The sequence below is a fragment of the Pseudomonas sp. PvP009 genome (assembly GCF_017832995.1).
Lineage (GTDB): Bacteria > Pseudomonadota > Gammaproteobacteria > Pseudomonadales > Pseudomonadaceae > Aquipseudomonas > Aquipseudomonas syringae.
In genome coordinates this window covers 1,747,089-1,760,069 of sequence record NZ_JAFIBG010000001.1, presented here as the reverse complement: position 1 = coordinate 1,760,069, position 12,981 = coordinate 1,747,089, and the positions used below count along the sequence as shown (strand labels likewise).

The window sequence follows — 12,981 nt, the reverse complement described above, 5'->3', positions numbered from 1 at the left end:
TAGCTAGCAATATGCGGGCCAATTTTTAAATGATCCTTGGTAACGGGAATCAAGGGGGTGACGTCAGGACTCAACTGACGAACAGCTGCCGCTCGGAATTGAACAGCCCGCGAATCGTCATGTATTCGCTGTCGATCGTGCGAATCAGCTCTGCCAGGCCTGCGAACTGCTGCTGGCGAGCCTGGTCCTCGAGCTGACGACACAGCTCGGAAAGCTGCAAGGCGCCCATGTTGCTGCTGCTGCCCTTGAAACTGTGAGCGGTCAGGCTCAACTCCTGAAAATCAGGATCGTGCGACCCCACAGCCAGGCGCAGTTGCGCGATACGCTGCTCGGAATCCTTGAGAAAAACATCCAGCAAGGTCGGATATTCGTCCTCCATGACCTCCTGCAAGGCATTCAATACGCTGTAATCCAGATGAATCGACACTTGTTCACTCCTTGATCAAGACTCCAGGCGAGGATTATGCCACTCCCTTCCAGGAAAATTCCACGCAGGCCGTCCTGCCATCCCTGGACCACCTGGCCTCGCGGCTCAATTCGCAGACCAGATGCAGTCCGCGACCATACAGTTCATTGCTGGCAGACGTCGGCGTCCGGGTCTTTTCCACATCGAATCCCTGGCCGCTGTCCTCGACGCTGAGGGTCAACCGACCGCCCTGCGCGACCGTTTCGACCTGCAGGGTCACCCGGATGAAGCCGGACTGCAGCCTGTCGAGACGCTCTGCGCGCTGCTGGTAATAAAGCGCGAAACCTGCTGCATCGTGCTTGAGCGACGAATCCAGCGCTAGCACACCATGCTCCAGCGCATTGCTGTACAGCTCGCCAAGCACCATGTGCAGTGCGGCCCCCTGATCACGCAGGCCATGAACCTCCAGCAGTAGTTGCAGCACATAAGGCAGTGGGTTGAAACGCTTGAGGGTCGAGGCACGAAACTCGAAGCTGGCCGACCAGTCCAGCGGGCTGGATGCGCCGCTGTCCGAATACATCATCGCTGGCAGACTTTTCAGCGGCGCCTCGACAGCGCTGACTTCCAGAAGGCTGACATCGTCACGCGCCTTGCCGCCAAATTCGTTGAGCGCCTCGAGGATCTCTTCGATCAGCAACTGCGGTTCGCGATTGGCAGACAGAACCTCTCGCAGACGCTGCGCACCGAACAGCTCCTCCTGGCTGTTACTGGTGTCGAGCACGCCGTCGGACAACAGAAATATGCGATCACCCGGTGCCAAGGGATACACGTCGGTGCGCGCATCGAAGGCATCGACGCTCAATACACCCAATGGCAGATGATTCGAAGCCAGCGGCACATGCTCGCCCTGCACGCCGCGCAACAGGTAACCGTCCGGCAAGCCGCCACTCCAGACCTCAACCTGCCGCTGCGGCAGATTGATACACAGCAGCGTCGCACAACAAAACATGTCGACCGGGAGGATGCGTTTGAGCTTGGCGTTCATTTCACGGAGGATTTCAACCAGACCATAGCCCTTGGCGGTCATGCCGTAGAACACCTCGGCAAGTGGCATGGCACCCACCGCCGCCGGCAAGCCATGTCCGGTGAAATCCCCGAGCAGCACCTGCATGTGCCCGGCTGGCGTATAAGCGGCGAGCATCAGGTCGCCGTTGAACAATGCGTAGGGAGACTGAAGGTAGCGGATATTGCTCGCCCCCAGGCAACCGGCGTGGGCGATCTGATCGAACACCGCCTTGGCGACACGCTGCTCATTGAGCAGATACTCATGATGCCTGGCGATCTGGTCACGCTGCTGGCGGACGGTTTCGTGCAATACCCGCAAGCGGTTCATGGCGTTGATCTTGGCGGCCAATACCAGCGGGTTGTAAGGCTTGGACATGAAATCGTCGCCACCGGCATCCAGGCAGCGTGCGAGCGCTTCGCCTTCGGTGAGCGAGGTCAGGAAGATGATCGGCACCAGCGATTCGCCGGCCATTGCCTTGATTCTTCGCGCCGCTTCGAAACCATCCATGACCGGCATCATGGCGTCCATGAGAATCAACTGCGGGCTTTCGGCCTTGAAAATGGCAACCGCTTCGACACCGTTGCCCGCGCTGAGAACCCGGTGACCCTGCCGCGCAACGATAGTTGAAAGCAGCAAGCGGTCACTGGTGCTGTCATCAGCGATCAGAATGCACAGTTTTTTCGGGGCTGACTGCACTGGGTATGCTCAATTCGAACAGCTTCGAGAAATTGGAAATGGCCAGAATCTTCAGCACATCAGGCGTGCAGTTGACCAGGCGCACCAACGCCTTGTCACCGCCAGCATGATCGCGCAGCAGCAACAGCATCCCCAGCGCCGAGCTGTCCAGATAATGCGTACCGCGCAGGTCGACCACGTAATTCAATGACTGCGGATGGTCCTCATAGGCAGCGCGAAACGCCTGATGGGAGTTGAAATCGAAGCGTCCTTCGATTTCAAGGATCAGCGTCCGGCCATCGTCAGAAAGTTTGGAAGTGACTGTCATGGGAACCTCGAGGTGTTTCATCACCGAGACATTGATAGCGTAGACCAGCCCGAGAGATTGCTGCGGGTCTGATTGAGTCAAACGTCAGAATTGTTCATGGCGAGGCAGACGCTGCGACAACTCGTCGAGCAATTTCTGCTCGCGCTTGTCCTCCAGCCTGCGCGCCTCGTCCATGTAGCGCTGCACCAGCTTGCGCAAGCCCTCCACACGCGCATAGCAATCCTGCCAGGCGCTGCGCGCCCGATCCAGATTGGCCTTGTGCCATTCGAGACTTTTGTATTGCTGGGCAACGGCGACATCGAGCTGACTGAGAAAGCGCTGGTAGCCCAGCAGCCATTGCCCGGAAACCCCGGCACTGCCGCGCTGCAACCATTGCTGCTGATAATCCTGACGAAACTGGTCAAGCTCCTGCAGCTTGTTATTGGCAAGGTTGACCTGCCCCTGGAAGTGCCCAAGGCGCTGGGCGGCGGTTCGCTCGGCGGCTTCTGCCATCTCGACCACCGGCGCCAGACGCGCCGCTCGACTCTGGGCCATGGCTTATCAGCCGCCAGGCGCTGGTGCGAAAATCGACGCCAGCGCCTCGCTGCTGCCTTCTATGCTTTCGTTTTCACGCAGGCCCTGGCGCTGGTAGCGCACCAGCACCGGGTGCAGCGCGATCGCCATGTCGGTTTCCCGGTCGCCACCGGCCACGTAAGCACCGACGCTGATGAGGTCGCGGGTCTGCTGATAGCGCGACCACAACTGTTTGAAATGCTGGGCACGCGCCATATGTTCAGGGCTGACCACCGCAGGCATGACCCGGCTGATGGACGCTTCAATATCGATGGCCGGGTAATGCCCCTCTTCGGCCAAGCGCCGGGACAGTACGATGTGACCGTCGAGCACACCACGCGCCGAGTCGGCAATCGGGTCCTGCTGATCATCACCCTCCGAGAGCACCGTGTAAAACGCGGTGATCGAACCACCACCCGCCTCGGCATTGCCAGCGCGCTCCACCAGCTTGGGCAAACGGGCGAAGACAGAGGGCGGATAACCCTTGGTGGCTGGCGGCTCGCCAATGGCCAGCGCGATTTCCCGCTGAGCCTGAGCAAAACGGGTCAGGGAGTCCATCAGCAACAGGACATTCTTGCCCTTGTCACGAAAGTATTCGGCGATTCGCGTGCAATACATCGCTGCACGCAAGCGCATCAGTGGCGCATCATCGGCTGGCGAAGCGACGACGACCGAACGCTTCAGGCCCTCTTCGCCGAGGATGTGCTCGATGAACTCCTTGACCTCACGGCCCCGCTCACCGATCAGGCCGACGACGATGATGTCCGCCTCGGTGAAGCGCGTCATCATGCCGAGCAGCACACTCTTACCCACGCCCGTACCGGCAAATAGCCCGAGACGCTGACCGCGGCCCACCGTCAATAAACCGTTGATGCACCGAATGCCGACATCCAGCGGCCGACTGATGGGGTCACGCTTGAGCGGGTTGATGGTCGGGCCATCCATCGGCACCCAGTCTTCGGCCTTGATCGGCGAGCGACCATCCAGCGGACGACCAGCGCCATCGAGCACCCGGCCCAACATGCTCATGCCCATCGGCAGCCGACCGGTATCGGCCAGCGGCACAACCCGTGCGCCAGGCGCGATGCCCGCCACGCTGCCGACCGGCATCAGAAACACCTTGCCACCGGAAAAACCCATCACTTCGGCTTCGACTTCCACCGGGTGATGACTGTCGTCATTGATGACCACACAGCGGCTGCCCATCGCCGCGCGCAGGCCCTCGGCCTCAAGCGTCAGACCCACCATGCGCAGCAGGCGGCCTTCCACTACGGGCTGGACAGGCAGGCTGATCGACTCGGCATAGGAACCGAGGCGCTTGGCGAAACTGGTGCGATCAAGGCGCATCGAGGGTGTCCGCGTCGGATTCGTCAGCAGTAGGCACTGTACCTGGCGAGGCTTGCAGATCGATACTCAGATCGGCTGCCGCAGGATGGGTTACCTGCTCATGCAACTGGTCGTGCATCTTGGAAATTGCCAGGGCGATGCGCGTTTCGACGCTGGCGTCGATACGGCTATGTTCGGTTTCGATCCGACAACCACCTGGCAGCAGGTCTTCATCTTCGACGATCTTCCAGGACTCCTCGTGACGTTCGCGCATGGCCTTGACCAGCAGAAAATCCTGAGGGTTTATGAAAATTCGCACGTTCTGCGCGCCCATAGGCAAGAGCTTGAGGGCATCGCGCAGGACGCTGGCAATCTGTGCCGAGTCGGTAACCAGTTCACGCTGAATCACCTGGCGCGCGATGTGCTCGACCAGATGAATGACGGCCTTCTCGATCTGGGTGTCCTGCTCGGCGATAGGTGTCAGCAGGTTGCTCATCAGTTGTTCCAGGCTGGCGACTTTTGCCGCAAGAACGACCTCAGCCTCCTGACGCACTTTTAGCTGAGTGCTGTGGAAACCTTCCTTTTCACCGGTGGCAAAGCCTTCGTTCCAGGCCTCCTGACGGATACTTTCCAGCTCTTCCAGGGTCAGTGGCTGGACTTCATCCAGCGGCACTTCTTCCATCTCGGCCGGTTCGTCGAGCTGCTCGGGCTCCGGTTCAGGTTCGGGCTCGACGTGCGGATCGAAGCTGGGCAACGCCCAGATATCGAGCAACCCGGCGTCCTTGGCGCGAATGAGGTCGCTGGCCGATTCTTTATTGGAACTGGACATGAGTCGGCTGAATCCTTAGATCATTTCCTCGCCACCCTTGCCACCGAGTACGATCTCGCCGGCCTCGGCCATACGACGCGCGATGGTGAGGATTTCTTTCTGGGCGGTTTCCACATCGCTGACACGCACCGGACCTTTTGCTTCCAGGTCGTCGCGTAGCAGCTCGGAGGCACGCTTGGACATGTTCTTGAAGATTTTTTCCTTGATCGCTTCGTCCGAGCCCTTGAGGGCCAGTACCAGCACGTCCGAGGATACTTCGCGCAGCAGCGCCTGGATACCGCGATCGTCCACATCGGAAAGATTGTTGAAGACGAACATGAGGTCTTCGATCTGCACCGACAGGTCTTCGTCGACCTCGCGGATCGAGTCCATGAGCGAACCTTCGATCGAGCTGTCGAGGAAGTTCATGATATCGGCCGCACGCTTGATACCACCCAGTGTGGTACGCGACGTGTTGGCGTTACCGGAGAACTGCTTCTCGAGAATCTGGTTCAATTCCTTGAGAGCCGCTGGCTGTACGGTGTTGAGCGATGACACGCGCAGGATGATGTCGAGGCGGACCTTGTGATCGAAATGCCCGAGCACCTCGCCCGCCTGGTCGGCGTCGAGATAGGCGACCACGATGGCCTGAATCTGCGGGTGCTCGAAACGGATCACGTCGGCAACGGCACGCGGCTCCATCCACTTGAGGCTGTCCAGACCGCTGGTATTGCCACCCAGCAGGATCCGGTCGATCAGGCCGTTGGCCTTGTCCTCGCCCAGTGCCTGAGTCAGCATCTTGCGGATATAGCCGTCGGAACCGACGCCAAGGCTGGTCTGATCGCCAACGATGTCGACGAACTCGCTCATGACCTCTTCGACCTGCTCGCGATGCACATTGCGCATCTGCGCCATCGCTACGCCCACCTTCTGGACTTCCTTGGGGCCCATGTGCCGGAGCACCTGAGCCGCATCGGTTTCGCCCAGCGAGAGCAACAGTACAGCCGCTTTTTCAACTTTGGAGAGTTTGGCTACCATGGCTCGTTCATTCATCAGTGTTGATCCACTCTTTCACAACCTGAGCCACACGGCCAGGATCCTCAGCCACCAAACTCTTGATTGCATTCAGCTGTGCATCATAGCCTTCGGTAGGGCTCGGCAGCAGAATGCTCTGCGGGCCGCCCAGGCTTACGCGATCGTTGGACAATTCGCCGTCCAGACCGCCCATGCCCCCCAGCTCGGCGTCGCCACCGAAACCTGCCAGTTCCTTGCGCTTGCCGTTGGTGATGTTGTTCAACACCGGGCGCAGTACACCGAACACCAGAATCAGGATGAAGATCACGCCAACAGCCTGTTTGACGATGTCCCAGAACCAGGGTTGCGAATAGAACGACGCTTCAGGCAGCACTTCAGCGCGTTCGCTGGAGAACGGCACGTTGATCACGCTGACGCTGTCACCGCGGCTGGCGTCGAAACCGACGGCATCCTGCACCAGACGCGTGAAGCGCGCCAGATCCGCGGCGCTCCACGGAGCACGGCTGACTTCGCCATTGGCCGCGTTGGTCTTGACCATGTCGTCGACCACTACCGCAACCGAAAGGCGGGTCAAACGGCCCTGCTGCTGCTTGGTGTGACTGATAGAACGGTCAAGCTCGAAGTTCTTGGTCGACTGCACGCGCTTGTCGGCCGGGTATGGCGCCAATGCGGGCTGACCGGTTGCCGGGTCCATGATCTGCTGACCATTGGCATCCAGCAGGGGCTGGCCTGGCGCGATGGGGCCGGCAGCACCGGCGGCACCAGCACCTGCAGTCTGTGGAGCCGTCGCCGGGCCGGGCGGCTGGTTGCTTAGCGCCCCCGGAACGCCGCCCGAGCTTGAGCTGCTGGAACGTTGCTCATTGACCGACTGCTCGCTGCGCAAGGCAGGCTGGTCAGGGTTGAAGCTTTCGGCGGTCGATTCGACAGCGCTGAAATCAACCACCGCCGAGACCTCGGCCTTGTAGCGGTCATTACCCAGGATCGGCTGGAGGATGTTCTGCACACGCTGGGTCAGCATGCCTTCCATGCGCCGGCTGTAGTCAAACTGCTTGCCAGCCATGGTCAGCTCGGAGTTTTCCGCCTGATCAGAAAGCAGCGTGCCCTTCTGGTCAACGACGGTAATCTGCGACTTGCTCAATTCGGGAACGCTGGTGGCGACCAGATTGATAATGGCCAGCACCTGGCTCGGCTCCAGCGAGCGACCGGCATATAGCTCGACCAGTACCGAGGCACTTGGCTTACGGTCATCACGGACAAACACCGAGCTTTTCGGAATGGCCAGGTGCACGCGGGCACCCTTGACGTTGTTCAACGCAGAAATGGTCCGTGCCAGTTCGCCTTCCAGCCCGCGACGATAACGCGTGGCTTCCATGAACTGACTGGTACCCAGGCCCTGATCCTTATCGAGGATTTCGAAGCCGATATTGGCGTCGTTCTGTACCACGCCCGCCTGGGCCAGCTGGATGCGCGCACGCTGCACATCATCGGACTTGACCAGAAGCGCACCGGAGTTCGGCTCGACGGTGTAGTTGATGTTCGCTGCAGTCAGGGTGTCCATGATCTGCTTGCTGTCCATGCCCGCCAGACTGCCATAAAGCGGACGATAGTCAGGCTGTTGGGACCAGAGCACCACGGCAAAGCCGATGGCCACGCTCGCGGCAAGACCGACCATGAGGCCGATCTGCCGCAGCATGGTCATTTCGGAAAGATTTTCCAGAAAAGACATACCGAACAACGGTTTTCTTTCGGAAGCGCCCGCTCTTGCAGGAACGGTATCGGCAGCTGCTTCGGCCATGACTCAGTACGTCCCTTAAACCGGCATCTGCATGATGTCTTGGTAAGCTTGAACCAGCTTGTTACGTACCTGGGTCAACGCCTGAAAAGACACACTGGCTTTCTGCGACGAAATCATGACGTCGGTCAGATCCACGCCGCTCTTGCCGACTTCGAATGCATTGGCCAACTGGCTGGAAGCCTGCTGGGTCTGCGCGACCTTGTTGACGGCCTGACCAAGCATGTCAGCGAAGCTGCTGGCACCGGCTTCCTGCGCACCGGACACGGGCTTGGGCGCAGACATCGCATCCATCTGCATGGCCCGCATATCCAACATCAAGCGATTAAATTCAACACCTTGGCTCATGGACATATCTCTCGTAAGGCCCGCAAATTTTTGACACTGATTCAGCGGGTACAGAAGGTATAGCAACAACGATGCCAGCTAGATGGCGGCTATTTGCCACACCAGATAAGCGCATCATGTCACTTGACACGAGATCACGCCGAATCGCCCTTATTTACGGGGCGTCGGGTGTATTTCAGACTTGCATCACAGCAAAAATATTCAGTGACCGCCGATCGGGAACGGCAATCAGTGTGCTTCCTTCATGTGGCAAACAGATAGGCTTCCACATCCATTCCAGCGTCACGCATCTGCGCCAGCTTGTAACGCAATGTACGTGGGCTGATACCCAGGCGTTCCGCAGCCTCCTTGCGACGTCCCCGTTCAGAACGCAGGGTGTCGATGATCATTTGAAACTCATGACGCCTGAGGTCATCGCCCAGCGCGCCGGCAGATTCCGGACTGACGCCGGTCCCTGCATTCTCCGCCACGGTAGTGACGGTAACAGCCGCTGCAGCCTCGACGGGCGCGGCAACAGGCAAGCTGGTAACCGGCCCGGACAGACAGAAATCCTGCGCCTGAATCACCCCGCCCTGCTGCAGAATCAAGGCCCGCTGTACTGCGTTATCCAGTTCCCGCACATTCCCGGGCCATGGATAGCTCACCAGACACTGCTGCGCTTCTGCAGAAAGACGAACCGGCGCGTGCTTCATTTTATTGACGTGCTTGGCCAGAAGCCGCTCGGCCAACGGCAGAATATCGGCAGTCCTTTGACGCAACGCCTGCCATGCCAGTGGAAATACCGACAGGCGATAAAACAGATCCTCACGAAAGCGCCCCGCCGCCACTTCGCCCGCCAGATCGCGGTTGGTGGTCGCCACGACGCGAATGTCCAGAACGATCGGCTTGCGCGCCCCTACGCGCTCGACTTCGCGTTCCTGCAACACACGCAGCAATTTGGCTTGCAGCCCCAGCGGCATTTCGGAAATCTCGTCCAGCAGGATCGTCCCGCCGTCAGCCTGCTCGAACTTGCCGGCCTGCGCCGCAATGGCGCCGGTAAACGAACCCTTTTCATGGCCGAATAACGTGGCTTCCAGCATGTTGTCCGGAATCGCTGCACAATTGATCGCAATAAAAGGCTTATCGGCACGGGGCGAGTTTTGATGAATGAAACGCGCCAAAACCTCTTTACCAGTACCGGACTCGCCGGAGATCAACACGGTGGAGTCGCTTTTCGCCACGCGACTGGCCAGGTTCAGCAACTGGATACTGGCGGGCTCCACGGCAATCGGCCCGTCGCGCTCGGCAGGCTCCAGACGACCCAGTGCATGCCGCGCAACCAGTGCGATCAGCGCCTTGGGCTCGAAGGGTTTGACCAGGTAATCCGCAGCACCCTGGCGCATGGCGTCGACCGCACGCTCGACTGCGCCGTGCGCAGTCATCAAGAGCACTGGCAATTGCGGATGCCGGCTGCGTAACAGACTCAGCAATTGGTGCCCGTCCATGCCCGGCATGTTGACGTCACTGATCACCAGGCTGAAGGGCTGTGCGTCGGCGGCCACTAGCGCCTCTTCGGCAGAACCGACCGCCTGATAGTCATAACCGGCCAGCTCGAGGGTTTCCCCAAGCGCTTCCCGGAGCGAAAGATCATCCTCGACCAGCAGCACATTGATCGGCATCAGTTAGTACCTGTCGAACTGGAAGCCGGGATCAACGGCAGACTGATAATGACGCAGGTACCACGGCCGACCCGCGACAAATAATGCACGCGTCCCTGATGCGCACGCGACACCGCCGTCACCACAGCCAGACCAAGCCCTGTGCCGGTGGTCTTGGTCGTAAAGAATGGCTCACCGATGCGCGCCAGCCCAGCCTTGTCAATGCCGCTGCCGTTATCGCTGAAGCAGATCCGCAGCTCATTGCCGCGACTGTAGGCGTGAACTTTCAACAGCGTCCGGCCAGCGCTTGCCTGGACGGCGTTTTCAATCAGATTGAGCAGAGCGCCGACCAATGTGTCGCGATTGCACAGCAGCTCGCCATCGATACTGTCGCACTGCCAGCGCACCGCTAAGCCCTGAACATGCGTCGCAGCAGCATTTTGCAGCGCCTGAAACAGAGCTCCGGGGGTCAGCCGATCCGTCAGCGGCAGCTCGCCCCGGGCGAATACCAGCATGTCGCGAACCTGATGCTCCAGCTCGTGCAAACGATCCTTGAGCCGCGCGGCGAAACGCTGCTGGGTTTCCACCGGCAGTTCCCGCTCGGTCAAGTGGCTGGCGTAAATCATCGCAGCGGACAACGGTGTACGAATCTGATGCGCCAGAGAAGCGACCATACGCCCCAGTGACGACAGGCGCTCGTGACGGGCCAGCTGCTCCTGAAGATGACGGGTTTCGGTCAGGTCATTGATCAATACCAGCTGCCCCGGCTCGGCATCCAGCGAACGCGTGGCAATAGAGAGCCTGCGACCGTCCTTGAGCGAGACTTCGTGACCATCGTCCTCACGGGGTGCAAAGCAGCGGCTGATCACATGACGCCAGAGCATGCCCAGCAGCGGCTGCCCGAGCAGATCGATGGCAGCGGGATTGGCCTCTCGCACGACGCCCATGCCATCAATAACGATGACGCCACCAGGCAACAGATCAAGCAGATTCTGCAGGCGGTTGGCCAGGCGTTCTTTTTCCGCCAGTTCCTGAAGACGCTGGGCGCCGGCATGCGCCAGTTCGCCCTTGAGTTCGGTAACACGCGCTTCAAGCACGCCGTAGGAATTGGTCAGTTGCGCCGACATTTGATTGAACAGCGAGAATGCCTGCTCAAGCCCCTGACGACTTTCCAGTTCCGGGGAGTACTGAGCCTGAACAGATAGGGCGGAAGTCAGTTGGGCGGCCTGGGACATGATTCATCTCTCTCGTGGCGAACCGTCAGTAAACGGTGTGTTAAGAGAGACTTAGCAATCCCCGTGCCTAAAAAAAACCCCTGAAAAATCAGGGGCTTGGTTTTTGGCACAAAAAACCGGCGTCAATCATCTGCCTGTTCATCGCCCTCACGACGACTCATACCGTACTTGCGCATCTTCTCGACCAGCGTGGTACGACGAATACGCAAGCGCTCCGCAGCGCGGGCAACGATACCGTTGGCATCGTCGAGTGCCTGCTGAATCAGGCCCTGCTCAAGACCACCGAGGTAGTCTTTCAGATCGAGCCCTTCAGGCGGCAGCATCGCGCCAGAGGCGAAATTCGGGGTGTTGCTGTTGATCGCCACACGCTCTTCGATCTCGCTGCGCATGCTGTCGACCATCTGCTCGTCTTCGTCGTCGACATAGCGAAACTTCTTTGGCAGCTCGGCCACACCAATCACACCATACGGATGCATGATCGCCATGCGCTCGACCAGGTTGGCCAGCTCACGAACGTTGCCCGGCCAGGCATGGCGACACAGCGACATGATGGCGGCGGAGTTGAAACGAATCGAACCGCGCTTCTCGTGCTCCATGCGCGAAATCAATTCGTTCATGAGCAGCGGGATGTCTTCGACACGCTCGCGCAACGGCGCCATTTCGATCGGGAACACATTGAGACGGTAGTAAAGATCTTCGCGGAAGCTGCCCAGCTCGATCATGGTCTCGAGGTTCTTGTGCGTCGCGGCGATGATGCGCACATCGATACTTTGCGTCTTGTTGCTGCCCACACGCTCAAAGGTGCGTTCCTGCAGGACGCGCAGCAGCTTGACCTGCATCGGCAGCGGCATGTCGCCGATTTCGTCGAGGAACAAGGTACCGCCGTTGGCCAGCTCGAAGCGGCCGGCACGGCTGGTGATCGCGCCGGTGAACGCGCCCTTCTCGTGTCCGAACAGCTCGCTTTCGAGCAATTCGGCCGGAATGGCACCGCAGTTGACCGGCACGAACGGCGCATCACGACGCTTGGAGTGGTAATGCAGATTACGCGCAACAACTTCCTTGCCGGTCCCCGACTCACCAAGAATCAGTACGCTGGCATCGGTGTCGGCGACCTGCTGCATCATCTGCCGCACGTGCTGAATCGCGCGGCTGGTACCTACCAGACTGCGGAACAGGTTCGGTTCACGATGACGGCCGCGCTCGCGAGCCTGGTCGTACATCTCGCGATAGACCTGGGCACGGTGCAGCGAATCGAGCAGCTTGCTGTAGCTGGGTGGCATTTCGAGTGCGGAAAGGACTCGTCTGCGCAAATCCTCGGGCAACTCGACCGAAGAATTTTCGCTCATCAGCAGCACAGGAAGGAACTCATCCCATGCCGCGATGGTCTTAAGGAGCCCCTGCAGGCTGCCCGGTGCATTTACGCTACCGACAAGTACGCACAGTACTTCTCGTGGAGACGCCAGAGAGCCGACTACCTGCTGCCAGTCCTGAGTGGAACAGGAGAGATTTTCTTCGCCAAGAAAATTCAGGATAACCGCCAGATCCCGGCGGCGCTGGCTATCGTCATCGATTAGCAGAATCTTGATTTCACGCCACATGCAATAGCAACTTCCCTAGTCAACTCAATGCCCATGATTGGGGGGGCAGCTTGGCTTTCTCAGCTGTATAAACCTTGAGACGCCAGAAAATAGTAAACATCACTAGTTAAGTCAAAAAAACGGACACAGTCAAATTTATGGCGAAATTCTTGTCGAACAATAAAAATGACAATTA

Annotated in this window: 12 protein-coding genes; all 12 read right to left on the bottom strand. The window is 59.2% G+C overall.

Annotation, left to right across the window (positions count from 1 at the left end; genetic code table 11):
* Positions 1-70: 70 nt before the first annotated feature.
* Entirely contained in the window at positions 71-427 is a 357-nt protein-coding gene (locus JOE29_RS07795) for an Hpt domain-containing protein (protein ID WP_003316811.1), read from the bottom strand.
* Positions 428-461: 34 nt separating this feature from the next.
* On the bottom strand, positions 462-2,168 hold the full coding sequence (locus JOE29_RS07790; RefSeq protein WP_016568595.1) for a fused response regulator/phosphatase: 1,707 nt from the start codon (positions 2,166-2,168) through the stop codon (positions 462-464).
* Positions 2,128-2,475, bottom strand: coding sequence for an STAS domain-containing protein (locus tag JOE29_RS07785; protein ID WP_003344003.1), 348 nt, complete (start codon positions 2,473-2,475; stop codon positions 2,128-2,130). The genes JOE29_RS07790 and JOE29_RS07785 overlap by 41 nt, the downstream gene beginning before the upstream one ends.
* 84 nt (positions 2,476-2,559) lie before the next feature.
* Positions 2,560-3,009, bottom strand: coding sequence for a flagellar export protein FliJ (fliJ, locus tag JOE29_RS07780; RefSeq protein ID WP_002554288.1), 450 nt, complete (start codon positions 3,007-3,009; stop codon positions 2,560-2,562).
* Positions 3,010-3,015: 6 nt separating this feature from the next.
* The gene (fliI, locus tag JOE29_RS07775; RefSeq protein ID WP_003391356.1) at positions 3,016-4,374 is read right to left on the bottom strand and encodes a flagellar protein export ATPase FliI; all 1,359 of its coding nucleotides are present in this window, start codon (positions 4,372-4,374) and stop codon (positions 3,016-3,018) included.
* On the bottom strand, positions 4,364-5,182 hold the full coding sequence (fliH, locus tag JOE29_RS07770; protein ID WP_003344005.1) for a flagellar assembly protein FliH: 819 nt from the start codon (positions 5,180-5,182) through the stop codon (positions 4,364-4,366). The genes fliI and fliH overlap by 11 nt, the downstream gene beginning before the upstream one ends.
* A 15-nt stretch (positions 5,183-5,197) precedes the next feature.
* Complete coding sequence (fliG, locus tag JOE29_RS07765) at positions 5,198-6,214, bottom strand: flagellar motor switch protein FliG (RefSeq protein ID WP_003316807.1); 1,017 nt, start codon at positions 6,212-6,214, stop codon at positions 5,198-5,200.
* Complete coding sequence (fliF, locus tag JOE29_RS07760) at positions 6,207-7,991, bottom strand: flagellar basal-body MS-ring/collar protein FliF (protein ID WP_016568596.1); 1,785 nt, start codon at positions 7,989-7,991, stop codon at positions 6,207-6,209. Before fliF ends, fliG begins: the two co-directional genes overlap by 8 nt.
* A 15-nt stretch (positions 7,992-8,006) precedes the next feature.
* Positions 8,007-8,336: a flagellar hook-basal body complex protein FliE gene (gene fliE / locus JOE29_RS07755; RefSeq protein ID WP_003344011.1), complete on the bottom strand. Its 330-nt coding sequence runs from the start codon at positions 8,334-8,336 to the stop codon at positions 8,007-8,009.
* A 242-nt stretch (positions 8,337-8,578) separates the two neighbouring features.
* Positions 8,579-9,994: a sigma-54 dependent transcriptional regulator gene (locus tag JOE29_RS07750; RefSeq protein WP_003422163.1), complete on the bottom strand. Its 1,416-nt coding sequence runs from the start codon at positions 9,992-9,994 to the stop codon at positions 8,579-8,581.
* The gene (locus tag JOE29_RS07745) at positions 9,994-11,208 is read right to left on the bottom strand and encodes an ATP-binding protein (RefSeq protein WP_210079290.1); all 1,215 of its coding nucleotides are present in this window, start codon (positions 11,206-11,208) and stop codon (positions 9,994-9,996) included. Before JOE29_RS07745 ends, JOE29_RS07750 begins: the two co-directional genes overlap by 1 nt.
* Positions 11,209-11,330: 122 nt before the next feature.
* Positions 11,331-12,806 (bottom strand): transcriptional regulator FleQ, encoded by a 1,476-nt coding sequence (fleQ, locus tag JOE29_RS07740; protein ID WP_003422160.1) that lies wholly within the window; start codon positions 12,804-12,806, stop codon positions 11,331-11,333.
* Between the last annotated feature and the right edge of the window lie 175 nt (positions 12,807-12,981).